Here is a 25,339-nt window from a genome sequence, read left to right as displayed (position 1 = left end):
TTCCGAAAACGCCATGCTTTCGGAAGAAAAAACCGGCCTCTTGTGCAGGCTGAATTTACCACTCCGTAATTATTCCGAGCTTTATGCCTGAAACACTGCATATTCTTATTATCGACGACGATGATGTTGACCGGCTCACCATAAAGCGTTCGTTAAAAACTGCCGGCATTTCTGCAGAAACCACCGTGGCTGATTCCGGAAACGCTGGTTTGGCGCACATCAAAACCAAATCCTTCGATTGTATTTTCATCGATTTTAAACTACCGGATATGGATGGTTTGGAATTACTGCAAAAAATACGGGAAACAGATGCCGATGTACCCGTTTTGCTGGTTACTTCCTATGGCGACGAACGCATTGCAACCAAAGCTATTCAGTTAGGCGCCGCCGATTACATTTCCAAAACCCAGCTTACTCCGGAAGGAATTTCACAGAGTTTGCGCAGCGCCATTCGCCTTAAAAAAACGGAACTGGAAAAAAGAGAAGCGCTAAAGCAATTACAAAACACGCAGGCCGAACTTCAGACCATTATTGAAAATATTCCGATCATAATTTCCAAAGTAGATAAAGACGGTAATTTTACATTTTCGGCGGGAAAAGGCCTGAGCCTGATAGGTAGAAAAACGCACGACGTGATTGGGAAATCGCTGTTTGATGTGTATGCCAACAACCCGAAACTTCTGGAAGAAGTGCGGAAAGCGATGAACGGGCAGATAACGAGAACGACGAACCTGATAAATGGCTCCTATTTCGAAACCCTTTTCCAGCCTATCCGCACCAACAGCGGCGAGTTTAACGGTTTAATGAGCTTTTCTTTCGACATAACTGATCGGATGAAATCGGAAGAAACCTTGAAAAAAGCGAAAGAGCTGGCAGAAGAAACAGTGAAAGTAAAAGAAGAATTCTTTGCCAATATGAGCCACGAGATCCGCACGCCTATGAACGGCATTATCGGGTTGACGAGTGTACTGCAGAAAACGGAACTAACGGACGAACAGCGCACTTATTTAGACGCCATCCATACGTCTTCCGAACACCTGTTGGTGATCATAAACGATCTGCTCGATTTTTCGAAAATGGAAGCCGGCAAGATCATGCTGGAAGAGATTAATTTTGACCTGCGGAAACTGATAAACGATACGGTAGAGTTGCTTTCGCCCAAAGCCAGAGAGCGCAATAACCGCCTGAAAGTGATTGTAGATCCGCAGATCCCGGAACAGGTTTGCGGCGATCCGGTCCGTTTCAGCCAGGTTTTAACCAATCTGATTGGCAACGCAATAAAATTCACCGAAAACGGGCAGATCAGGATTTTAGCTGAAAATATTAAGGAAACTGCTGATTCTATACTGCTGGAATTTGAAGTGCAGGATACCGGCATCGGCATTCCCGAAGATAAACTTCAATCCATTTTTGAGAGCTTTACCCAAGCCAGCAGCGATACTACCCGTAAATTCGGCGGCACCGGCCTGGGTTTAACCATATCCAAACAACTGATAGAAATGCAGGGCGGTAAACTGAGCGTGCGCAGCAAACAAGGCGAAGGCAGTACGTTTACCTTCAGCATAAATTTCAAAAACCCGGAAGCGCAACCTTTACAGGCAACAGCAGAAGAACTGGAAATTGATCCGAAAGAACTTGGCCCGGTACGCGTGCTTTTAGCCGAAGACAACGAAATAAACCAGTTACTGGCCCGTAAAGTAATCACCGATTGGGGCTTTGAATTGGATATTGCTGCCAACGGCCGCATTGCGGTAGAACTGCTGAAAGAAAATGATTACGACGTGGTGCTGATGGATATGCAAATGCCGGAAATGGACGGTTACGAAGCAACCAAATACATCCGCAATGAAATGGGCCCGAAAAGTAACGTGCCGATCATTGCTTTTACGGCGCACGCTACCAAAATGGAAATTGGAAAATGCATGCTGGCCGGCGCAAACGCTTACGTTTCCAAACCATTGAAACCCAACGAACTTCTTTCCGAAATTTACGACCTGGTGAACCAGGAACCGGGCATTGTTTTCAAGCCGGATCTTACGGAAGAAAATACCACTGCTTCTGAAAATATTGGAGAAGTGAATATTGACCTTACTTTTCTGAAGGAAATGGCTGCCGGGAACCAGACTTTTATGGACGAAATTATCGGCATGTTCATTAGCGCTACGCCCGAAAGTTTGCAGAAAATGCAGGAAGCCATAAATGAAAATGACTGGACGAATGTGAAAGCCATTGCCCACCGCCTGAAATCGAGCATGTTCCTGATCGGGATAAAAGAGCTGGAAATGAACATGGCAACCATTGAGCAAAACGCGCAAAACGCGGAGGAAAATGAACTGGTGCAGAAACTCCTTGACCGTACCAAAAAGATATGCGAAGCGGCTATTACAAAATTGAAGCAGCTTTAAAATCAGAAGCAGTTTTTACCATGAAAATGGTAGCGTTTTAAGGCAATAAAGTCCGGCTGGGTAAGCCGGACTTTTTTAGTTTCTGTGGTTTATTTTTTTCAGGATGTGTAAAACTGCGTGGTTAATTTCTGCATTATCATGATCGTTGAGCTTTACCAAAGCCAATTGCGGATGTTGAAATTTCTGCGCGACCAGTTTCAGACTTTCAAGATAATTATCCATCACGGTAAGCAGATTTCTGGTAAATTCCTGATTCTGTTCAGTATTACTTAAAACCAGCCGCATGCCTTCGTATTTTTCAATTTCAGCTTGCACCTGCGTGCGGGCCTGTGGCAGGATCTCGGTTTCCGCGGCAAGTTTCTGTAGAAAATCCTGAATATTCAGCTGCATCTTTGCAATATGAAGTTTACGGCGTTTACGGCAATTTACGTACTTCCTTTACTTTTCAGGCCAAAAAACATAGCGTTTTATTCGTAGCGCAGCGATTCGATCGGGTCAAGTTTCGATGCTTTAAAAGCCGGATACCACCCGGAGATCAGCCCGACGCTTACACAAATGATCAGGCCAACCATTACCCAGAGCCATGGAACGATAAAACCGCCCTGACCAATAAATCCGGCCACCATATTTCCCATTAGAAGCCCCAGAATAATGCCCATAATGCCGCCGAGCAAACAAATTACAATGGCTTCGATCAGAAATTGCTGCCGTATCTGCAAAGCAGTTGCACCCAACGCTTTCCGGATACCAATTTCGCGCGTGCGTTCGGTTACCGAAACCATCATAATATTCATTAAACCGATAGAGGCGCCCAGCAAAGTAATAAACCCAACCAGGAAACCGCCCATTTTCATGCCGCCCGAAATCGATTCCAGCTTTTTTAAAACGGAATCGGAACGGGTAATTTCAAAGGAATCTTCGGTACCAGGTTTATCCTGCCGCACTTTTCGCATAATGCCGGTAGCTTCACCCATCATGTAATTCAGGTTTTCGGCGTTTGGTACGGAAGTTTTTATGTTGTAGGTCAGTTCGCGGTCGTGGGGCAAATTATTGGCCGTTTCCAGCGGAATCATGATCAAGCGGTCGCTGCCGCGGCCCCCCATACTGGAACCGCTGCGTTCGAGCACGCCTATCACTTTAAAATGTTTACCTAAAAAGGAAATGCGTTTCGAGATCGGATTGGCATTTTTGAAAAGCGTATTCTTCAGTTCATCGCCAATAATACAAACATCGGTACCGTTTTCGAGCTCAAAAGTGGAGAATGGCCGGCCCAATTCTAAATTATAATTTTCGTTGGCCAGGTAAAATTCATCGCCGCCTTTCACCTGAAAATTCGGGTTGGTTTTAATGTTCTGGTATTTTACAACGGCCGACCCCGTGAAATTGGTGGAAATGCTGATGCGCGCTTTATCGCCGTAATAACGCTGGTATTGCCGGGCCTGGAAGTACGAAACAGGCGGGTAAACTTTCTCAGAAACCCCGCCTTGATGTCGCCGGTTTCCGTAACCTTTGGCTTTAATATCGAAGGAATTGGCGCCGAGCGAAGAGAAAGTCTGATCGATGGAATGCTTAATGCCATCTACCGCCGTAAGAATTCCAACCAGCGACATAATACCGATGGCAACAATGAGGGCCGTGAGCACAGTTCGCAGCAAATTGCCCTGAATAGCGCGCAAACCTTCTTTAATATTTTCTAACAGATTCATAAAACCTGGTTAAGTTCGATGCAATATACGCCGGAAGCACTTTTGAGCGTTAAAAGTATAGCGTTTTCCAAAGAATAAATGTACTACCTTTTCCCGACAAAGATGGGCAAATTTCGTAGATTTGTTTAGACCATAATTTCGCATGAAGATCAGATTTTTATTCGTTTTGCTTTTGCTTTCGCTGGTTTCCCGCGCCGGGTTTGCCACCTATGTGCTTGTGCCTATGGACGAAAGCCAGAAAGACCATTTAAAAGCGTATGGTGTGGCGTTCTGGGTTTTGCAGCACCAGCTTGAAGTTGACTGGTTGCTTAATTACCGCGGCGGAAGTTTTGCTTTTAAACACGACCCGAAAATTGAGAATGAGCTGGTGGTGCGCAATGTAAGCTACCAGGTAATTTCGGATGCTACTTACGGTAGTGTGTTGGGCCAGATAAACGACCCCGATGCGAACATGGATGTAATGAAGCTTGAAAAAGTGCCGAAAATTGCAGTGTATTCACCTAAATCTAAACAACCCTGGGACGATGCCGTTACCATGGTGCTGACTTACGCCGAAATTCCTTACGATATAGTTTTTGATGATGAAGTGATGCGGGGTGATCTGCCGAAATACGACTGGCTCCACCTGCACCACGAAGATTTTACGGGCCAGTACGGCAAATTTTACATCAGCTACCGCAACGCACCGTGGTACATTGAGCAAGTGGAAGAAGCCGAAACTACTGCCAAAAAATTCGGGTTTAAAAAAGTAACTCAGCTGAAGCTGGCGGTGGTAAAAAAAATGAAAGAATTTACGGCCGGCGGCGGTTTCCTGTTTGCGATGTGCTCTGCTACCGATACCTACGATATTGCGCTGGCGGCAGAAGGCGTGGATATTGCTGAAGTAATGTTCGATGGCGACGGTGCTGACCCGAATGCTGACAAAAAACTGGATTACAGCAAAACCTACGCTTTTAAAGATTTCAGTCTGGTGCGCGACCCATATAACGTCGAATTTTCCAACATCGATAACCAGGCCTACGAACGCAACCTGACCGAAGAGAACGATTATTTCCAACTCTTCACGTTCTCCGCCAAATACGACCCGATCCCGACCATGCTCACGCAAGACCACGTGAAAACGATAAAGGGATTTATGGGGCAGACTACCGCGTTTAAAAAGCCGCTCATAAAATCGGAAACTATTATAATGGGCGAAAATGCGGCTGCGAACGAAGTTCGTTATTTACACGGCACTTTCGGGAAAGGCACCTGGACCTTTTATGGCGGCCACGATCCGGAAGATTACCAGCATATGGTAGGCGAAGAACCAACTGACCTGAACCTGCACCCGAATTCGCCGGGCTACCGCTTAATATTGAACAACATTCTGTTTCCGGCGGCAAAAAAGAAGAAGCTGAAAACGTAAAAATTTATTTTGCAAAAAAAAAGCCCTGAATAATTATTCAGGGCTTTTTTTTCGGTTTTACAGTTCAAGAGTTTGGAATCGGGATACTTATTTTCGACTTTTTAAGGCCAGAATCCTACCGTTTTTAATGCATCCGGTCCGGGCGCGGTTCCAGTCTGGCAATAATTTCGGCTTCGGCTTTTAGTAACTCCTGGAAACGGGCTTCAACCACTTCGGCAGGCATATATTCTTTGGCTAATTTCACAAAGCTGGTGTAATGCCCGGCTTCAGAAACCATGAGTTCGTAATAGAATTTCTGCAAACCTTCATCTGGAATATTTTTCCAGAGCAGTTTAAAACGTTCGCAGCTGCGGGCTTCAATTAAAGCGCTAACCAGCAACTTATCCATCAGTTGCCGTTCGCGCGTATCGCCTTTCCGCACGTGCTTTACCAGTTCCACAACGTATTCGTCATTTCGGTTGGGGCCTAGTTCGTAGCCGCGTTTTTTGAGTTCTTCCAATACGCGCTCAAAATGGCTCCATTCTTCGGCAACCAGCGCAGTCATTTCTTCTACCAGCTTCGTTTTATCCGGATATTTTACGATCAGGGAAATGCCGTTAGAAGCCGCTTTCTGTTCGCAATACGCGTGGTCGATCAGAATTTCGGCAATGTTCTTTTCGGCAATATTTACCCAGCGCGGGTCGGAAGGCAATTTTAAACGGAGAATGGTTTTGGTACTCATAACCTGGCATAAAACGGTAGGGTTTCGGGGCAAAAAAGTAAAATGCCTTACCCCACGGAAAGCCCGCCGGATAAGGCATCAAAATTAGGAATAGTTTTTCGTTTAAAACAGCTACCGTTCTATTTTTCGGTGGTTGCCTGCGATTTGTAATTATTGCCGGAGATCAGGCGTTTGGAAATAGTGGTTGGGTAACGTTCCATGAATTTCTGAATACCTTCTGCATTTAAAAGGTCATTTTTCAGCACTTTATAACCAGCCAGGTCAAAAGCCAGTTTGCGTTCAAATTCCGGATCGTTGTCCATTTCTGCTTTCTGCCCGGTGGCTTTGAACGTTACTTCGTAATAGGTATAATCATAACCGTTCGGCATTACAATATGCATGGCTTTGGCGGTAGCAATGTCTTCGTTTTTGGTATTCTGAAAAAGGTAATCCTTGCCCCAGACCGAGCCACTTTTATGCAAAAAACCGTAAGGCTGGTCGTTCAGATAAACCCGTTTGCCTTTCAGATGAACCTGTTGCGCATAAGCCGAAGAAATTCCCAGCATCAGGAACGCGAACACGAATGCTTTAAATGTTTTCATGGTAGAGAAGTTGTGAGATAGCGTGATTTTTTAATTACGGACCTAAGCTAAGCGTTTCGAATGGTAATTCCATTATTTCGCACTTACATAAAGATGTAGGCTCGGGTTTTTCAGCCCTAAACCCTACCCTTTTCCGGAAAGAAAAATCCCCGGCTTTTCCTGGGAAAAACCGGGGATCTGAGAATTTGAAATATCAGGAATGTTTGCTTAATCGAAGAACATCCATTTAACGCCGAAGATAAAGCTGCGGCGCATGCCCGGATAATATGGCGTGGTGAAATAACCGTCACCGTTAAGACCTTCGTTCGCGTGGGCCAGTTTCAGGAAAACGTTCAGCGATTTTACGTCGGCGGCCAGAAAAACGTCGATTACCGGGTAACTTTCTACTTTCGGATAAAGCGGCGAATTCACTTCATCTTCCAGGTAAAACTGCTGCAGGCTCGGGCTGTAAGCATCAGCGGAATAACCGGTGCGGTACGTGGTTTCTACCCCGATCTGCCCGAATAAGGCGCGTTTAAAAATAAAGCCCTGGTAATACAGTTTGCTGTTGGCAATTAACTCCGGCATTCTGATTTTATCGCCTTTATTGATATTGGTATAAACGGCCAGGTTATCCCAATGCAGTTTGCCTATGGCCAGTCTGTGATTTAGCGTTACCGTTTGAAATTGCTGCGACGCAGAAACCTGTTCCGGTTGCTGTTGCTGGTTAAAAAACACGTAGTTGCGCAGCGCAGTATTAGCCAGTTCCAGGTGCAGCCAGTTATTCCATAATTCCCCTTCAATCCAAACGGCGGTGCGGTCGGCAGAAATGTTCTCGAAATTGTTTTGCCAGTCGTGGTGATTACCGAAATACGTTTGCTGCATAAGCGTTGGCGCGTACTGCATGCGGGTTTGGCGCGCGCCTAAAAACAGGAACCGCAGTTCGCCTTGCGCAAAATATTCGTCGGTCAGTTTATATTCCCCTTTAAAAGCGCCTTTAATGCGTTCGGTAACTTTTCCTTCTGCTTCGCCGCCAATAAACGTCTGGTTAAAACGCTGCGTTTCGCGGGTTAGGCCGGTTACTTTGGCATTGCGGTTCTTTAAGTAAGCTTTGTAGTAATAGTGTTTCTGGTTACCCGTAATACCCGCCGTATTTTCAAGTTCCGAATAAATGCTGCGGTCGTGGGTTTCGTAGGCACTATAATTTATTTTGTTCGGATGAAAGAAAAGAACGTTGTTGCCGCCTATAGAATCGAAGGCCAGCCCTGCATCATCGAAGCGGTTCATTTGCCGGCGTTCATCTAAATGATAGAACAGCTTCAGATGTTCTCCAAATAAAGCGTAGGTTTGCCCCACATGAAAAGAATGCCGGATATCGCGGCCAGTTGCCTGGGTCAGGTTTACGTTCTGGCTCGGAAAATTGAAAAAAACCGCCCGGGTTGTATCGGTTTCAGTAACCCGGACACCGCCTGTTTCTACAAATTCGTGGTTGGTGTGCAGGTAATGGGCAAATAAATGATAGCGGTTATTGGTGGTCTGCAAATGCGTGTAAACCTTCACACCGTTATGATCTACCTGCGAATCTTTCCGTTGCACGGCGCCAATTTGCTTGTTCGCAGTTACGCGGTGGTAAGCAATACCGGCACTCCACCAAGGCTTAATATTACGGCTGAATTCGCCCTCAAAAAGTCCTTCGCCCAAAGAACCTTGCAAATAATAAAGCTTGGTGTAAGGCGAACGGGTATCGAAATAGGTTAAATTTTCGAGTTTGTAAGCGTAATAATCGAACTCATTCCGGCCCAGCCGCACGCCTATTCTGGTTGGTAATTGAAATAAAAGCGGTTTGGTAGCCAGACCGAAATTACCTAATGTTTGCTGAAAAGTGGTATCGGAAAACCAGTAAAAACTGCTGGCAAAATTGGTAAGCGAAGTATCTACCGGAATATCCTCATAATTGCCCCGGAAAAACTTATTTTCAAAAAGTACGCGCGTGGTTTCCGGCCCGTAAAGCTGCACGGTAGAGTCGTTGGTGATCTGGGCAGTTGCCGGAAGGTAGAATCCGAAAGCTGCCAGCGCCAGTAAAAATGCCTTTTTCTTAAAGTTCACGCACAAAAGTAATTAAAATACCGATGAGCAAATTTAAAATTCATCTTTTGCGCTACAAACCGCCATTACCGGAACCTGCGTTCTCATTTTTCTCGCTCCATAGCGCTGCTATGAACCTCAAAAAACGCTTCCGCAGAACCTGATACTGGCAATTTTCGCTTGCAAAAAAGAAGTTTAAATAATATCTAAACGTAAGCTTTTACTGTTGACAAAACCATTTGTTCAAATTCAGCCCGTTTTTCCAGAAATTTTACTTCAATGGGCAAAAAGAAAAACGGCAATTGTTTTACGGTTCCGGTAAAAGCGGGCTGCATCAGTTTTACGGCATCTTTGCGGGTCGTTAAAATGCTTACGTTTTCATTTCCGAAACGCTCCAGAACCAGCCTTATTTTCTCCAGATCGGCTCCGGAATAATGATGATGGTCGGGCCAGTTCAGGTGCTCCAATATTTCATAACCGGCTTGCTGCAGATAGGTTTTTAAAGGCTCGGCATTGGCAATTCCGGTTACCAGAATTATTTTTTTTGAACAGACTTTTTCGGCTCCAAATCCTACCGTTTCACCGTATGCATACGCTGTAAAAAAAATTGGCGTGGCACTTTTGGTGTACTTTTTAATACCGTTTTCGATCTGCTGTTTTTCGGAAGCCAATAGATTTTCCGGACATTTGCTTACAATTACGGCATCAGCTCGTTTAGCGCCGGAACGGGGTTCGCGCAGCAAACCTGTCGGCAGCATAAAATCGGTATCGAAACGACGGTAAAAATCGGTGATGAGTAGATTTAACGTTGGTGTTACGGCGCGGTGCTGAAACGCATCGTCCAGGATAATAACTTCCGTTTCCGGCTTCAGGTCCTGAATTTTCCGGATGCCTTCTGCCCTTTTTTCGCAAACTGCCACGGTAGTTTCCGGAAAATCCAAGTAATACTGAAAAGGTTCGTCGCCGATTGTGGCGGCAGAAACGGTAGGGTTTGCGAGCACAAAACCCGACGTTGTTCTTTTATAGCCGCGGCTTAAAGTAGCTGTTTTATAGTTCTTTAAAAGCCGCAGCAGAAATTCTACGTGAGGTGTTTTACCGGTTCCGCCCACCGTTAAATTCCCGACGCTTATAACCGGCAGATCAAATTTCTCCGATTTAAAAAATCCCTGATCATAAAGAAAATTCCGCAACAGCATGACTCCGCCGTAAAGCAAAGCGAACGGAAAAAGCAGCATTTTCAGGAATTTCATGCGGAGTTGGTTGTTGCAGCGGTAAAAATACTTAATTTTCGGTGATATTGGGTGGCGCCTTTTAACCACGCTCCTATTTAAACAGAATACTTATTATTAAACAATGAAAAACGTTTTTGAACCAGCAGTAAGCACCGAATTTATTTCCCGCATAAACCAGTTAACGCCGCAAACCCAGGCACTTTGGGGAAAAATGAACATTTCTCAAATGCTGGCGCACTGCAACGTAACTTATGAACTGGCTTACGAAAACAAACATCCGGAGCCGAACGCGTTTGTAAAACTAATGCTGAAACTGTTTGTGAAAAGCACGGTAGTAACCGATAAAGCGTACAGCAAAGGCATGCATACGGCAAAGTTTTTCATAATTAATGACGAAAGAAATTTTGAAACCGAGAAGAACCGGTTGCAGACTTATATTCAGAAAACCCAGCAACTCGGCCCGCAGTATTTCGAAGGCAGAGTATCGCATTCGTTCGGAACGTTAAAAAGCAGCGAATGGAACGTGATGTTTTATAAACATTTAAACCACCATCTGGAGCAGTTTGGCGTTTAATATCTGGTTTTAGTTGGTTTTATTTTAATCTGTTGAAAATGACCAAAATTAAAGAAGTAATTGCGGTACTGGAAAACCTCGCGCCCCTAGTCTGGCAGGAAAGTTACGACAATGCCGGCCTGCAAACCGGTAACCCGAACGACGAAGTTAAAGGTGTATTAATAACGTTAGATTGCACGCCCGAAGTGGTGGACGAAGCCATTTTACATAACTGTAACCTGATCGTTGCGCATCACCCGGTCATTTTCAAGCCACTAAAACGTTTAACCGGAAGCAATTTCGTTGAGCAAACCATCATCAAAGCTATTCAGCACAACATTGCTATTTATGCCAGCCATACCAACCTTGATAGCGTAATTGGCGGCGTAAATTCTAAAATTGCGCAGAAATTAGGGCTGGAAAACGTTAGCATTTTAAGCCCCAAAAGTGACGCCTTGCTGAAACTGGTAACCTTTGTGCCGCAGGAAAATACCGAAGCAGTTCTTCAGGCATTGCACGAAGCCGGCGCAGGACAAATTGGAGAGTACAAAAATTGCAGTTTCCAAATTACTGGCGAAGGCCGTTTTATGCCAACCGGCAGCGCGAACCCAACGATCGGTGAAATTGGCAAACCGGAAAAAGTTCTGGAAAACCGGGTAGAAGTAATTTTACCGTCTCATTTGCAGAACCGTGTTTTAGCAGCTTTATTTAAAGTCCACCCGTACGAAGAAGTAGCTTACGATATTTATGCCTTAAAAAATGCCAATCAGGTAGTTGGGGCAGGCATGATCGGGGAAATTCCTATTGCGCTTGGTTACCCCGATTTTCTGGAAGAATTAAAACAGAACATGGGTTTGAGCACCGTAAAGCATACCGTTCATGGGCCGGGCATGATCAAGCGGGTGGCAATTTGCGGCGGCGCAGGCAGCTTTTTACTGAACGATGCAAGGCGCCAGTTAGCCGATGTTTTTATAACCGGCGATATGAAGTACCACGAATATTTTCAGGCGGAAGGCCACATGCACATCTGTGATATCGGTCATTATGAGAGCGAAGTTTTTACGAAGGAAATATTTTATGATTTAATTTCCGAAAACTTTTCTAATTTTGCAGTCTTATTATCAGAAATCAACACCAATCCTGTCAGATATAGCTAATAATACATGGAAAGTACGGTAGCCAGTAAATTAGAGTCCCTTTTGAAGCTTCAAAGCATCGATTCCCAGTTAGACGAGATCAAGCGGGTTCGCGGCGATTTACCGGAAGAAGTTCGTGATCTGGAAGATGAAATTGCCGGCTACGAAGTGCGCGTGCAGAAATTCGACGAGGAAATTCAGAACCTGAACGACCAGATCGGCGCCCGCAAGCAAGGCATTAAAGATTCCGAAAGCCTGATCCGTAAGTATGAAGAGCAGCAGCAGAACGTGCGCAACAACCGCGAGTTCGATGCTATCTCCAAAGAGATCGAGCTTCAGAAACTGGAAATTCAGATCAACGAGAAAAAGATCCGCGAGGCCCTTTACCAGATCGATCAGAAAGGCCAGGAAATTGCCGGCACCAAACAGCGTCTGGAAGAGCGTAGAAAAGACCTTACCAACAAAAACCAGGAATTACAGGTAATTGTAGCGGAAAGCGAAGAAGATGAGCGCAGCCTGATGAACGACCGTACCGAAGCTGAAAAGCACATCGAAGAACGTTTATTAATGGCTTACACCCGTATTCGTGGCAATGTACGTAATGGTTTGGCTGTAGTAACCGTAAAACGCGATGCTTGCGGTGGTTGCTTCAACACTGTTCCGCCACAGCGCCAGGCCGATATCGCATCCCAAAAGAAAATTATTGTTTGCGAGCACTGCGGCCGTATTTTAGCCGACGTAGAACATCGCGCAGTATAAGTAACCAGTTTATTAAGTTTATGAAAAGCCTTTAATGAAAATTAAAGGCTTTTTTGTTTCCGCTAGGTTTCTTCTCTGAGTTTTCAGGCCTGAAACCATAGCGTTTTAGGCAGATAAATTCTAAAAAAGTTTGAACAGCCGGAAATGCGGGGTTAGACTTCTGTTCTGCTTAGCTAAAAATTAAATGTCCTTATGCTAAATCCGTTAAATGGTAAATGTATAACAACACTTTAAGAGGCAGGATATGGAAATAGTATACCAACACGATCTGGTTATGATCTGCTATAAGCGGGAAGAAAAGATGCTGCAGGTTAGCTGGCAAAGCTATCTGACCACCGAAGATTTTGTTCGGGGTTTGCGGGCACTTTTGAAACTTACTGCCGAACTGGATATTGAAAAATGGCTAGTCGATGCGCGGTATTCCGATGAGCTGGTGATTGAAAATATGCGCTGGAGCAAAGAATATATTGGCACTGCGCTGGAGCAAAGCCGGCTGAAAAAAGTTGCCCGCATAAGTTCCGGAGATGAGCAACATGAACAGGAAATTATGAAACTGGTAGATTACCTGTTTGAAAATTACAACGTTCCGTGCGAGATCCGTTTTTATGACAGCAAACAGGAAGCCTTAGAGTGGTTACTCGAAAAAACCCTCGATCGTTCGGAACTGACGCCGGAATTTCTGGCCTGATCACGTTCCTTTATTTAGCGGGAGGATCAGAAAAGCTGACGCACAATTATTTTACTGCTTCCCTCCGCTTCATTCTTCTGAAGTTCCACAGAAATATTATCGGCTTCGTTGAAAAAATGGGCCAGGCCTTTAATAATTCCTACGCCAAATTCTACCATTTTTCTTTCAGATACATACCTGATCACAATTTCATTGTGCCGCGATTTTACAACTTCCAGAATTGGCGGCGCTGCTCCGGTGGTACTTTTTCTTACAGCGAAATGAATGGTGCTTTCAGCATGTTCCAGCAGATCGAGGGTGTGCCATTCTGGTTTTATGTATGCCTGGTAAACTTTCATGAGGTCGGGAACGATGTGCATACCAAAAAGCTCAAGTATCTGTTCCTGCGGCAATTGTATGCGGCCGGAAATACTGCTAAGCAGATTTTTCATCTCGGAATCGGGATAAATGGCAACGGGACTGTATTGGCGGTCTTGTAAATTATTTTCCGCCAGAATTTCTTCCCAGGCTTTATAGGAAAGGTGGTTTAACGCAAACTTTTCAAATTCAATATAAATGAACCCGTGCATACAAATTTCAGAGCGAATAATTAAAAACTCATTCCGGCAATAACCACGCCTTTTTATAATGCCACATTTTTTTGTGCTCCCGCAATTATCACCTAATTTCGCAGACAGCCCGTAACTTTACGGTTTTCGTCCGTAAACAAGCGAAACATTTTTTATCAGCTTGATACTTGTTAAAGTCTACAGTCCGCAAAAAGTTTTAATTTCCCGCGTGAAAAGCCTTATTCTTTTATTTAAAGCACTTTTTACCCGGAAAACCCTAGCGTTTTATTTCTTGCTTTTAAATTTCCCGGCGGCAGCAACTTCCGAATTTACCAAACCGGTGCAGCAGGCATACCACGAAATTATTAAGCTGCGCGTTGCTTTCGGCAAACAGATTTTACAACCTGAACTTCAAAAAGACGACAATAATGCCTGTGCTTTGCTGGTTGCCAATTACGCCGATTTTCTGACGGTGCTGGTTTCTCAGAACGAAAAAGTGTATAAAAAACTACGCTCGCAGCAGGAAAAAAGACTCGATCTGCTGGCGGCTTTAAAAGAGAATACGCCTTATAAACGCTATGCGCAGGCCGAAATAAGATTGCAGTTGGCCATGTGCGAAGTATTTTTTTCCGATGAAGTCCAGGCGGCCTGGCACGTACGCAGCGCTTATTTATTACTGAACGAAAACCAAAAACTCTACCCCGATTTTATTCCGAACCGCAAATCGTTAGGTTTACTGCAGGTAATTATCGGCTCCGTGCCCGACAGCTATCAATGGGTTTTTAATATTCTGGGTATGCGCGGCGATATAAAAGGTGGCCTGGCAAATCTGAGTTCTGCCGCCCGCATACCAAATTTATTTCAGACGGAAGCCAGCATTTACCTGCAATTTGCTCAGGACTGGATGAACCGTAAAGATAATTCCGGCCCGAAATTCCTGAGTAAACTGGCGGCCGATAATCCAGATAACCTGTTGTTTACATACCTGGCCATGAGCATGCTGAAAAAGAATAAAAACTGCGATGCTGCACTGGCTATTTTTCAGAAAAGACCAACGGATAGCCGCTACCTGGAGTTTCCGTATCTGCACCACATGGCGGCCGATATGTTCCTTTATAAAGGCGAATATGTGCGTTCTTTACACGAAAACCAGTATTTCCTGGATCATTATCAGGGCAAACATTATCGCAAAGATGCCAATTTCAAGTTATACCTGGCCAGCATTTTAAGCGACGACCCCATGACGGCCCAATTGTATTACAGCCGCATAAATAATACCGGCGCGGCGGTGGTAGAAGAAGATAAATACGCCCAGAAATTCGTAGAAAATAAAGACATAATTAATAAGCAACTGGTAAAAGCCCGGCTGCACGCCGATGGCGGATATTTCCCGCAAGCTCTTACTGCTTTAGAGAATTTCAAATCTACAAGCCGGCTTACGCAAAAAGAAAGAACTGAATTATTTTACCGCAAAGCACGCATTTTTCAGGGTTTGGGGAAGGAAGATTCTGCCATTGTATATTACCAGAAAACAATTGAAACGGCCGGAAATATGGCGTATTATTTTGCCCCGAATGCAGCTTTACAACTTGGTTATTTAGCGGCCGACCGAAACGATAAGACCGCAGCCCGCAAATATTTCAAAAAAGCACTCTCCTACCCTAAACACGAATACAAAAACAGCATCGATTCGAAGGCGAAGATCGGGCTTTCTACATTGTAATTTTTGATAATTGAATGATTGAATTAGTGATTGACTGAATGAGAGAATGTTAAAATGAATTTCTGAAACGATTTTACAATAATGCATTCAATAACGTAATTCAAAACCGTAGAGACAAGGCATTGCCTTGTCTCTACCACAATATCTGATTATTTTTTCGGTTGATTTCACCATTCTTATTATTCAACAATTCAATCATTCACTAATTCAATCATTTCACCCGTGCAGGAATTTCACTTTTCAGACCTTAAAATTACCCCGGAACATTTCCGGCGAAAGGCTTTGTACTGGGCGGAGAAATTTGCACAGGTCGCTCATTTTAACGGCAACGAAATTCCGTATTTGTACGACGGTTTTGAAAATCTGCTGGCAGTTTCCGATGTCAAAACGGTAGCTTTTTCGGGTAAAAAAGTGTTTGAGCAATTAACCGAAATATCTGCTTCCGAGAAGTTTCTGTGCGGGCTTTTTAGTTACGATCTGAAGAATAAAATTGAAACGCTGGAAAGCCACCACGAAGATTTTATCGGTTTTCCGGATGCGCATTTTTTTGAGCCGGAAATTTTGCTCACTTTTTCTGAAAAAACGGTATCAATTTCAACGCAAAAAGTCGAATGTGAAACAATTCTGCAGCAGATCTTAACCACCGAAATTCCGGAAATACAACCGCAGCAAATTAACTGGCAAAGCCGCACTTCGGAAGCAAAATACCTGGAAAACGTATGCCACATTCAAAACCACATTCTGGAAGGCGACGTGTACGAACTGAATTACACCATCGAGTTTTTCGCCGAAAATGCTACCGTTTTTCCGCTTGCTTTATTTGAAGCACTGAACCAAAAATCACCTACGCCGTTTGCCGGTTTTTTCAAGCTGAACCATAGCGTTTTGATGTGCGCTTCGCCGGAACGTTTTCTGAAAAAAGAAGACCGTAATCTTATTTCACAACCTATAAAAGGAACCATCAAACGCGGGAAAAATGATCAGGAAGATGCGCAGTTGAAAAACCAACTATTGAACGATGAAAAAGAACGCGCAGAAAACCTGATGATCGTGGATCTGGTACGCAACGACCTGAGCCGTTCTGCGGAAACCGGTAGTGTGAAAGTGGAAGAATTATTCGGGATTTACGGTTTTCAGCAGGTTTTCCAGATGATCTCCACCATTACCGCGCAAGCCAGACCTGAAGAAAATTTAGCGACCATTTTGCAACACACTTTCCCGATGGGCAGCATGACCGGCGCACCCAAAATCAGCGCCATGCAACTCATCGAGCAATATGAAGATCACCGCCGCGGCCTATATTCCGGCACCATCGGCTACGTAAAACCCAACGGCGATTTTGATTTCAATGTGGTGATCCGCAGTCTGCAATACAACGCAGAAACAAAGTATTTAAGCTATAAAGTCGGCAGCGCCATTACCATCGACTCCGTGCCGGAAAAAGAATACCAGGAATGTTTGCTGAAAGCCAAGGCGATAATGGAAGTTTTACCTCACCCAACCCTCCCCTAATTCAGGGGAGGGCTTTTTTTTTTCGCGGCCTCAATCTTTTGGATTCCTGATAAATTATCGAAAAATCCTTTCCAGTATTCTTTTATTACCTGAATAGATACCCTTTTAAATAACCCCCAACTACCATTTTAATCATGCATATTGCGTTAAAATCCTCCCCTGAATTAGGGGAGGATTTAGGTGGGGTTTTCTGCCATTCTGTCAGCAGTTTTCATTTTTTTTCGTATCTTTGCAGCTGTTTTTGAAGAATAATACGGAAGATGGATACGCTGATTCAAAGCCTCGATTTTATAGATAACCGCACGCCGGAGCAAGCCATGGCCTGCGATTTTAAAGTTACCGAAGAAACTAACACCGGTAAAAACCGCAAACTTTACATTGAAAGTTACGGCTGCCAGATGAATTACTCCGATTCGGAAATTGTGAGTTCGATCATGGCCGAAGATGGTTTCGATACGACTTCTAAAATTGAAGAAGCGGATGTAATTTTCCTGAACACCTGCTCGATCCGCGAGAAAGCCGAAAAAACCGTGCGTGATCGCCTGAAACAGATCAAGCAATACAAAAAGAAAAACCGCGACCTGCAGGTTGGTATTCTGGGTTGTATGGCCGAACGCCTGAAAAAATCGTTGCTGGAAGAAGAAAAGATCGTTGACCTGGTAGTTGGTCCGGATGCTTACCGCGATCTGCCGAATTTAATTAACCAGGTTGACGAAGGTCAGAAAGCGGTGAACGTAATTCTGAGCCGCGAAGAAACCTACGCCGATATCAACCCGGTGCGTCTGAACTCCAACGGCATCAGCGCGTTTGTTTCTATTATGCGCGGCTGCGATAATATGTGCTCGTTCTGTGTGGTTCCATTTACCCGTGGCCGCGAAAGAAGCCGCGATGCGCATTCCGTGATCAGGGAAGCGCAAAGCTTAATTGATGCTGGTTATAAAGAAGTTACGTTGTTGGGCCAGAATGTAGATTCGTATAAATGGACTTCGGAAGACGGCACTGAGTTTGTGAATTTTGCGAAACTGCTGGAAATGGTAGCCAAACTGGACAAAAATCTACGCGTGCGTTTTTCTACCTCCCACCCGAAAGACATTACCGACGAGGTGTTGCATACCATGAAAAAGTACGACAACATCTGCAAATACATTCACCTGCCAGTGCAAAGCGGCAACAACCGCATCCTGGAACTCATGAACCGCACCTACACGCGCGAGTGGTACATGAACCGCGTGAACGCCATTCGCGAAATTCTGGGCGAAGAATGCGGCATTTCTTCCGATATGATCGCCGGTTTCTGCTCCGAAACCGAAGAAGAACACCTCGACACGCTCACTATGATGGATTTCGTGCAGTACGATTATTCCTACATGTTTTTCTATTCGGAACGTCCGGGAACTTTGGCTGCCCGGAAACTGGAAGACGATGTGCCGCTGGAAATAAAAAAACGCCGCCTGGCCGAGATCATCGAAAAACAACGCGAAACGTCTTTGAACCGCAATAAACTTGACATTGGCAAAGTGCACAAAGTTTTAGTAGAAGGTTTCTCCAAAAAATCGGATTCCGAACTGATGGGCCGCAACGACCAGAACAAAGTGGTGGTTTTCCCGAAGAAGAATTTCCAGCCCGGCCAGTACGTAAACGTGTTCGTGAACGATTGCTCGGTCGGAACCTTGTTCGGCGAAGCGATTGATTAATGTGCTAATTGTTTAATGTGCTGATGTGCTAATATCTGAAAGATTAATACTTCTGAAAGATTTGTATATCAGCACATTATTTAATTAAAAGACTAGCCTTAGCACATTAACACATTAGCAAATTAGCACATTAAGAACGCATGCAAAACAGTGAGATACAAAGCGTAAAGCAACGTTTCGGGATTATTGGCAATGCGCCGCAGCTGAACCACGCCATACAAGTGGCCGTGCAGGTAGCTCCAACCGATATGACCGTGCTGATAACCGGTGAAAGTGGTTCCGGAAAGGAATCTTTTTCCAAGATCATTCACCACCTTTCTCCGCGGAAACACGGCCAATTTATTGCCATTAACTGCGGCGCCATTCCCGAAGGAACAATTGATTCTGAATTGTTCGGGCACGAAAAAGGCTCGTTTACCGGTGCGCAAGATGCCCGCAAAGGTTACTTTGAAGTGACGAACGGCGGGACTATTTTCCTAGATGAGATCGGTGAAATGCCTTTGGGTACGCAGGCGCGTTTGTTGCGGGTTTTGGAAAACGGCGAATTCATTAAAGTGGGTTCCAGCAAAGTACAAAAAACCGATGTGCGGGTGGTGGCTGCTACGAATGTAAATCTCTACGATGCGGTGCGTGAAGGAAAATTCCGGGAAGACCTATATTACCGTTTAAATACTGTTCCGATCTCCGTGCCGCCTTTGCGCGACCGGGGCGATGATATTTATTTACTGTTCCGCAAATTTGCTTCCGATTACTCCGAAAAATACCGCGTAAAAGCCATTTCGCTTACGCTGGATGCGGTAGCAGCATTGCTGAAATTCCGGTTTCCGGGTAATATCCGCCAGCTGAAAAATATTGTGGAGCAGATCTCGGTACTGGAATACGATCGGGAAATTGGCGCTGAGAAATTGCGGAGCTACCTGCCGGCCGAACAAAATACGTTGCTTCCGGTACTTTCTTCGCAAGGAAAAACTGCTGAGAATCCGTTGGAGCGCGACCTGCTTTATAAGGTGCTCTTCGACATGAAAAAGGACATGGCCGATCTGAAAAAGCTGGTATTCAATTTACTCGATCATCAGCAGCCGCAAGATGAATTACTTCGTCAGAACCGCCATTTATTCGAAAATATCGGGTATCAGGAACGCATGGCTTTTACGCCGCACGAAACCAAAACCGACAATTACCTGCTGCCGGTAGAAGAAAACGAGGTGGAAGAGTACGAAGATAAGGTGGAAGATATTCCGCATGAAACGGAAGAAGAAACGCTTTCGTTGGAAATGAAGGAGAAAGAAATGATCCTGAAAGCGCTGAAAAAACACCACAACAAACGTAAATACGCCGCCCAGGACCTTGGAATTTCGGAAAGAACGCTTTACCGTAAACTGAAACAGTATGACATTGAAGAACAATAAAATAGCCCTGGCACTTTTTTGCTTCGTAAGCATAGCGTTTTTCAGCGGTTGCGTTTATTCTTTTTCGGGTACTTCGCTGCCGCCGGATGTAAAAACGTTTTCGGTGGCTACATTTCCCAATAATTCCGGGCAAGGGCCATCTATACTGAGCCAGAGCGTTACGAATAATTTCCGCGATTTTTTCCAGCGGAACTCTAACTTAGATTTGGTTAAACGCGATGGCGACCTGATCTTTGAAGGCCAGATCATCGGGTACGAAATTTCGCCGGTGGCGCCCCAGATCCAGGATGGTGTGGATGTGGCCGCGCGTAACCGCCTTACCTTGCGGCTGCAGGTGAAATTCACCAATACCAAAGATCCTAAACAAAGTTTTGATCAGTCGTTTTCGGCTATCAGAGATTTTCCGCAAAGCCTGAACATAAACCAGATCGACGAAACGCAGATCCGACAACTTATGGACCAGATGATGACGGAAATTTTTAACCGGTCGGTAGCGAACTGGTAAAATAATACGCATATTGCTACGGTTTCTGCCGCTTATTACCCTATGAATAAAGCCTCTTTTCTTACGCTCGTGCGCCAGGCCTCCCGCATTTCCGACCAGGACGTGGAAGAGCTGGAGAAGCTTGTCGTAAATTTTCCTTATTGCCAGACTGCCCATTTGCTCATAGCCAAAGCCGCTTATGACAAAGGCAGCATGCTTTCGAACCAGAAATTAAAAAAAGCGGCTATTTATGCGGCCAACCGGCAGCTACTCAAAAAACTGATCTATACTTCCGATGCCACCGTTTCGCTGCAGCCACTGGAAAGCCCAGAAACGGTATCGGAAACGGCAGAAAAAGTAACCCCAGTAACTCCTGCCCTGCCGGAACTGGAAATTCTGGAAGAAACCGAAACGCACGAAGTTGATCTGGATGCGGATATTACCGGTTCAGAAATTCCTTCGAAAGCAGCTGAGCCTGTAGGATCAACGGAATCGGTTGCGCAGGAAACTCCGAAAACAGAACTTTCTGAAACGGAGAAAGAGGAAGCGGAAGGAGAAAAACTATTAGCTGAAACCAACGCCATTCTGGCCCAAGCCAAGGATAAACTTCCGGAATTAACGGTTGCGGAAGCACTTTACGAAGATGCTGCAATTGCCGAAGATATTCTGGAAGAAGGCCGGTTACCTGAAACTGAAGCAGAATTTTTAGGCGAACTTGCAGACAACGATTCAGTCTTTTACGAAACCGAGCGCACTGAAACGGTAGGGTTTACAGCCGAAAAACTGCCGGAAGAAACAACTGAAAATGCCATTACTTCGGAAATTCAGGAAGAAGAAACGCTACCTGAATTAACTGAAAAAGTAGTTGAAACAACCCTTTCTGAAACAGAAGCAGTTACAGAAGCACGGGAAAAAACGGAATCAGGTTCAGAAATTACAGAATCCGAATTCGAGACGGTAGGCTTACCGGATGAAAAAGTGGCAGAAGCTGCGTTCCCTCCTGAACAGTTAACAATTCAGGAGGAAGAAAATTCAGTTGAAAATACTTTAATAGCTGAAGTAGAATCCGCTGAAAGCTTAACTGAAGCTGAAGAGAATGCGCAGCATTTGGTAACTGAAGCGGCTCATACCCTTGAGGATGTTCCGGATCTGCACGAATTATTCCTGGAAAATGCGCCGGAAACTGTACAGGAAAATGCAGAGCCGGAAGTTGAAAGCATTGATGAAATTCCTGCTCCAGCGGAACCGGTAAATTTCCTGAACGATGACCTGTTGCACGAAACGTTGGCCAGCTTCGATCAGTATTTGTTCAGACCGGAAAAAGAATCGGAAACCGAAGAGGTTGCCGAACAGGAGGAAGAACTAAAAATTGTTTATCCGAAGGACGAGATCCAGCAGATTTATGACAACGATGCGTTGGGATATTGGATGAGTTCGAGCCGTTTGGGGGAAAGCCTGCAAATAAAAGACGAACTTACCAAGGCGCAGCCTTACGATTTCCATCCGGAACTGATCTGGGAATACAGCAAAACCCACGAACTCCGTAAAGAAATAAAACCAACGGTTTCGAAACTAAGCAAGCAGCTGGAAATTATTGACGAATTCCTGAAAATGACGCCGCGCTTAAAAACAATGGCGCACAATAAGGTAAAAGCGGAAACCCAGGAAGACCTTTCGTCAAAAAGTTCGAAGATCAATAAAAACCTGGCATCGGAAAATTTTGCCAATATTCTGGTGCAGCAGGGAAAAATAAAAAAAGCAATTAAAATTTACGAACACCTTATATTGAAAATTCCGGAAAAAAAACCTTACTTTGTAGCACAGATCGAAAAGCTGAAAAATATGGAGTAATTTATATATTACTGCCGGCTGTTTTAAGTGATTGAACTGCTAAAAACTAATAAAATTTCTAAATCGTAATTTCTAATTTTTAATTCAAATGTATATCGCCCTCGTTAGCATTATTATTTTTGTATGCGTGCTTTTAGTTTTGGTTGTGTTGGCTCAGAATTCTAAAGGCGGTGGTTTAAGCGGCCAGTTTGGCGGCGCAGGTGCCAGCCAGCTTATGGGCGTAAAACGCACCGGAGACTTGCTCGAAAAACTAACCTGGGGCTTCGCAATTGCACTTGTAATATTAACGCTTGCCACGCACACGATCTTAAATTCTTCTGATACGGGTACTGTAAAGCGTAGTGTGAACCAGGAACGTGCCGCACAACAGGCTCCAGCCGCTGTAGCACCGGCAGTATCGCCACAAGCTGAAGGCCAGGCGCCAGCTCAAACAGACGAGCAGCCAGCCGTAGCAACACCGGAAGCAGAAGTTGCGCAGCCACAGAACGATCCGTTGACCCAACCAGCTGAATAACCAATCTGGAATATATGCAGTAAACCGGTGCCTCTAAAGCACCGGTTTTTTTTTGCTAACACTTTTACTGCCTGAAACCCTACCGTTTTACTTGGAAATGATGACAGGTAGCTGACAAATTTTACCACGAAGCTTACTGACATTTCGGCAAAAATGACTTAATTTAAGCATTGGCACAAGAAATGATAAGAGCTTTGTGTCTTTAAAAATTTAACTTTAAATCAAACAATTTATAAAACTATGGCCATTAACATGAAACCTTTGGCTGACCGCGTGATTGTTGCACCGGCTGCCGCAGAAGAAAAAACAAAATCAGGTATCATTATTCCGGACACTGCCAAAGAAAAACCGCAGCGTGGCGAAATTGTAGCTGTAGGTAATGGTAAAAAAGACGAGCCAATGACCGTGAAAGTTGGCGACCAGGTATTATATGGCAAATATGCCGGCACCGAGATTAACATCGACGGTGTAGATTACCTGATCATGAAAGAATCAGACATTTTCGCGATCGTTTAATTACACACGAGAATTCCTTACAATTTTCTTAAAGAAATTTTAACCTTGAAATTTTAAACCACTTAAAAAAGATGGCAAAAAATATTTCCTTCGAAACCGAAGCCAGCAACAAAATTAAAGCTGGGGTAGATAAATTAGCGAATGCAGTTAAAGTAACACTTGGACCAAAAGGCCGCAACGTAGTAATCGACAAAAAGTTCGGTGCTCCAACCATTACCAAAGATGGTGTTACTGTAGCGAAAGAGATCGAGCTGAAAGATGCAGTTGAGAACATGGGTGCGCAGCTGGTAAAAGAAGTTGCTTCTAAAACTGCCGATATGGCCGGTGATGGAACTACTACTGCTACAGTGCTTGCCCAGGCTATTTATGCTGCCGGTATTAAAAACGTAACTGCCGGAGCTAATCCAATGGACCTGAAACGCGGTATCGACAAAGCGGTTGCCTGCGTGGTTGAAAACCTGAAATCGCAGTCTAAAAAGATCGAAAATTCTTCTGAGATCTCTCAGGTAGGTACTATTTCTGCCAACAACGACTTCGAAATTGGTAAAATGATTGCCGATGCGATGGACAAAGTTGGTAAAGACGGCGTTATTACGGTAGAAGAAGCAAAAGGTACTGAAACCGAAGTTAAAACCGTAGAAGGTATGCAGTTCGACCGTGGTTACCTTTCTCCTTACTTCGTAACCAACGCTGAGAAAATGGAAGCTGATCTGGATAACCCTTACATCCTGATCTACGACAAAAAAGTTTCTACCATGAAAGAATTACTGCCTATTTTAGAGCAGGTAGTTCAGACTGGTAAGCCTTTGGTTATTATTGCTGAAGATGTTGACGGTGAAGCGCTGGCTACTCTGGTAGTAAACAAACTTCGTGGTTCCCTGAAAATTGCAGCGGTGAAAGCTCCAGGTTTCGGCGACCGTCGTAAAGCGATGCTGGAAGATATTGCCATTGTAACTGGTGGTACTGTAATTTCTGAAGAGCGTGGTTACAAACTGGAAAATGCTACCTTAGAGTATTTAGGCCAGGCTGAAAAAATGATCATCGACAAAGACAATACTACTATTGTTTCTGGTAAAGGTCAGAAAGAAAATATAACTGCCCGTGTAAACGAGATCAAGTCGCAAATGGAAAAAACCACTTCTGACTACGACAAAGAAAAATTGCAGGAGCGTTTAGCAAAATTATCTGGTGGTGTAGCTATTCTTTACATTGGTGCTTCTACTGAAGTTGAAATGAAAGAGAAAAAAGACCGCGTTGACGATGCGTTACACGCAACCCGCGCAGCCGTTGAAGAAGGTGTAGTTGCCGGTGGTGGCGTAGCTCTGATCCGTGCTATTGAGTCTCTGCAAGGCATTGATGTTGACAACGAAGATCAGTTAACTGGTATTAATATCATCAAAACTGCTATCGAAGCGCCACTTCGTACGATCGTAGCAAATGCTGGCGGCGAAGGTTCTGTAGTTGTACAGAAAGTTCGTGAAGGACAGGCTGATTTCGGTTACAACGCTCGTGAAGATAAATACGAAGCAATGTTTGCAGCCGGAATCATTGACCCTACTAAAGTTACCCGTTTGGCTTTAGAGAACGCTGCTTCAATTGCCGGCTTACTGCTGACAACGGATTGCGTAATTTCTGACGAGCCGGAAGATGAAAAAGCTCCTATGGGCGGCATGCCAGGTGGTATGGGCGGCATGGGCGGCATGATGTAATCTGACCAAAAATTCAAATTTGCCAATAAAAAATCCCCGGCTGTAATGGCCGGGGATTTTTGTTTCCATGAGTTTTACGCCAAAACCCCTAGCGTTTTAAAGCACTTCAGCAAAAATGAAAATCAG

General features: G+C 44.5%; 22 protein-coding genes. 15 read left to right on the top strand and 7 right to left on the bottom strand.

The window, feature by feature from the left end:
* The first annotated feature begins 83 nt into the window (after positions 1–83).
* Positions 84–2,405 carry a response regulator gene (locus ACFPIB_RS06170; RefSeq protein WP_378016559.1) on the top strand — a complete coding sequence of 774 codons (2,322 nt, stop codon included), beginning with the start codon at positions 84–86 and terminating at the stop codon, positions 2,403–2,405.
* A 75-nt stretch (positions 2,406–2,480) separates the two neighbouring features.
* Here the strand turns inward: ACFPIB_RS06170 and ACFPIB_RS06165 are convergent, their stop codons facing one another.
* Positions 2,481–2,795, bottom strand: coding sequence for a hypothetical protein (locus ACFPIB_RS06165; RefSeq protein ID WP_378016558.1), 315 nt, complete (start codon positions 2,793–2,795; stop codon positions 2,481–2,483).
* A 77-nt stretch (positions 2,796–2,872) separates the two neighbouring features.
* Positions 2,873–4,111, bottom strand: a complete 1,239-nt coding sequence (locus ACFPIB_RS06160) for an ABC transporter permease (RefSeq protein ID WP_378016557.1) — start codon at positions 4,109–4,111, stop codon at positions 2,873–2,875.
* Between the two features lie 142 nt (positions 4,112–4,253).
* Here ACFPIB_RS06160 and ACFPIB_RS06155 point away from each other — a divergent pair, with 142 nt between their 5' ends.
* Positions 4,254–5,519 (top strand): asparagine synthetase B, encoded by a 1,266-nt coding sequence (locus ACFPIB_RS06155; RefSeq protein ID WP_378016556.1) that lies wholly within the window; start codon positions 4,254–4,256, stop codon positions 5,517–5,519.
* Between the two features lie 124 nt (positions 5,520–5,643).
* On the opposite strand, the gene ACFPIB_RS06150 is transcribed toward ACFPIB_RS06155, so the two are convergent.
* From ACFPIB_RS06150 to lpxK, 4 genes are all read right to left on the bottom strand, one after another.
* Complete coding sequence (locus tag ACFPIB_RS06150; RefSeq protein ID WP_378016555.1) at positions 5,644–6,240, bottom strand: MiaE family protein; 597 nt, start codon at positions 6,238–6,240, stop codon at positions 5,644–5,646.
* A gap of 119 nt (positions 6,241–6,359) precedes the next feature.
* On the bottom strand, positions 6,360–6,821 hold the full coding sequence (locus ACFPIB_RS06145) for a hypothetical protein (protein WP_378016554.1): 462 nt from the start codon (positions 6,819–6,821) through the stop codon (positions 6,360–6,362).
* 207 nt (positions 6,822–7,028) lie between these two features.
* Positions 7,029–8,906 carry a putative porin gene (locus ACFPIB_RS06140; protein WP_378016553.1) on the bottom strand — a complete coding sequence of 626 codons (1,878 nt, stop codon included), beginning with the start codon at positions 8,904–8,906 and terminating at the stop codon, positions 7,029–7,031.
* A 185-nt stretch (positions 8,907–9,091) separates the two neighbouring features.
* The gene (lpxK, locus tag ACFPIB_RS06135) at positions 9,092–10,135 is read right to left on the bottom strand and encodes a tetraacyldisaccharide 4'-kinase (protein ID WP_378016552.1); all 1,044 of its coding nucleotides are present in this window, start codon (positions 10,133–10,135) and stop codon (positions 9,092–9,094) included.
* Positions 10,136–10,238: 103 nt separating this feature from the next.
* On the opposite strand from lpxK, the gene ACFPIB_RS06130 reads away from it, so the two are divergent.
* The 4 genes from ACFPIB_RS06130 (at position 10,239) to ACFPIB_RS06115 (ending at position 13,253) form a co-directional block, all read left to right on the top strand.
* Complete coding sequence (locus ACFPIB_RS06130) at positions 10,239–10,691, top strand: DUF1569 domain-containing protein (protein WP_378016551.1); 453 nt, start codon at positions 10,239–10,241, stop codon at positions 10,689–10,691.
* 38 nt (positions 10,692–10,729) lie between these two features.
* Complete coding sequence (locus tag ACFPIB_RS06125; protein ID WP_378016550.1) at positions 10,730–11,827, top strand: Nif3-like dinuclear metal center hexameric protein; 1,098 nt, start codon at positions 10,730–10,732, stop codon at positions 11,825–11,827.
* A 6-nt stretch (positions 11,828–11,833) separates the two neighbouring features.
* Entirely contained in the window at positions 11,834–12,565 is a 732-nt protein-coding gene (locus tag ACFPIB_RS06120) for a zinc ribbon domain-containing protein (protein WP_378016549.1), read from the top strand.
* A gap of 244 nt (positions 12,566–12,809) precedes the next feature.
* On the top strand, positions 12,810–13,253 hold the full coding sequence (locus ACFPIB_RS06115) for a SpoIIAA family protein (RefSeq protein WP_378016548.1): 444 nt from the start codon (positions 12,810–12,812) through the stop codon (positions 13,251–13,253).
* A 26-nt stretch (positions 13,254–13,279) separates the two neighbouring features.
* Here ACFPIB_RS06115 and ACFPIB_RS06110 read toward each other — a convergent pair whose 3' ends face one another.
* Positions 13,280–13,822 (bottom strand): heme NO-binding domain-containing protein, encoded by a 543-nt coding sequence (locus ACFPIB_RS06110; protein WP_378016547.1) that lies wholly within the window; start codon positions 13,820–13,822, stop codon positions 13,280–13,282.
* Between the two features lie 271 nt (positions 13,823–14,093).
* On the opposite strand from ACFPIB_RS06110, the gene ACFPIB_RS06105 reads away from it, so the two are divergent.
* The 9 genes from ACFPIB_RS06105 to groL all read left to right on the top strand — a co-directional run bounded on the left by ACFPIB_RS06105 (position 14,094) and on the right by groL (position 25,213).
* Complete coding sequence (locus tag ACFPIB_RS06105) at positions 14,094–15,524, top strand: tol-pal system YbgF family protein (protein WP_378016546.1); 1,431 nt, start codon at positions 14,094–14,096, stop codon at positions 15,522–15,524.
* 222 nt (positions 15,525–15,746) lie between these two features.
* Positions 15,747–17,036 (top strand): aminodeoxychorismate synthase component I, encoded by a 1,290-nt coding sequence (gene pabB, locus ACFPIB_RS06100; RefSeq protein WP_378016545.1) that lies wholly within the window; start codon positions 15,747–15,749, stop codon positions 17,034–17,036.
* 260 nt (positions 17,037–17,296) lie between these two features.
* Positions 17,297–18,730 carry a tRNA (N6-isopentenyl adenosine(37)-C2)-methylthiotransferase MiaB gene (gene miaB / locus ACFPIB_RS06095; protein WP_378016544.1) on the top strand — a complete coding sequence of 478 codons (1,434 nt, stop codon included), beginning with the start codon at positions 17,297–17,299 and terminating at the stop codon, positions 18,728–18,730.
* A 140-nt stretch (positions 18,731–18,870) separates the two neighbouring features.
* Entirely contained in the window at positions 18,871–20,139 is a 1,269-nt protein-coding gene (locus ACFPIB_RS06090; RefSeq protein ID WP_378016543.1) for a sigma-54 interaction domain-containing protein, read from the top strand.
* Positions 20,120–20,644: an LptE family protein gene (locus tag ACFPIB_RS06085; RefSeq protein ID WP_378016542.1), complete on the top strand. Its 525-nt coding sequence runs from the start codon at positions 20,120–20,122 to the stop codon at positions 20,642–20,644. Before ACFPIB_RS06090 ends, ACFPIB_RS06085 begins: the two co-directional genes overlap by 20 nt.
* Positions 20,645–20,686: 42 nt before the next feature.
* Positions 20,687–22,474, top strand: a complete 1,788-nt coding sequence (locus ACFPIB_RS06080; protein WP_378016541.1) for a hypothetical protein — start codon at positions 20,687–20,689, stop codon at positions 22,472–22,474.
* Positions 22,475–22,562: 88 nt separating this feature from the next.
* Complete coding sequence (gene secG / locus ACFPIB_RS06075) at positions 22,563–22,988, top strand: preprotein translocase subunit SecG (RefSeq protein ID WP_378016540.1); 426 nt, start codon at positions 22,563–22,565, stop codon at positions 22,986–22,988.
* Between the two features lie 240 nt (positions 22,989–23,228).
* Positions 23,229–23,504 (top strand): co-chaperone GroES, encoded by a 276-nt coding sequence (locus ACFPIB_RS06070; protein WP_378016539.1) that lies wholly within the window; start codon positions 23,229–23,231, stop codon positions 23,502–23,504.
* 71 nt (positions 23,505–23,575) lie between these two features.
* A complete protein-coding gene (gene groL / locus ACFPIB_RS06065; RefSeq protein WP_378016538.1) occupies positions 23,576–25,213 on the top strand; it encodes a chaperonin GroEL in 1,638 nt (545 codons plus the stop codon).
* The last annotated feature ends 126 nt before the right edge of the window (positions 25,214–25,339 follow it).

Source organism: Adhaeribacter terreus (assembly GCF_042657365.1).
GTDB lineage: Bacteria > Bacteroidota > Bacteroidia > Cytophagales > Hymenobacteraceae > Adhaeribacter_A > Adhaeribacter_A terreus.
The sequence above is the reverse complement of the archived record's forward strand: the minus strand, read 5'-3'. Positions and strand labels throughout refer to the sequence as shown.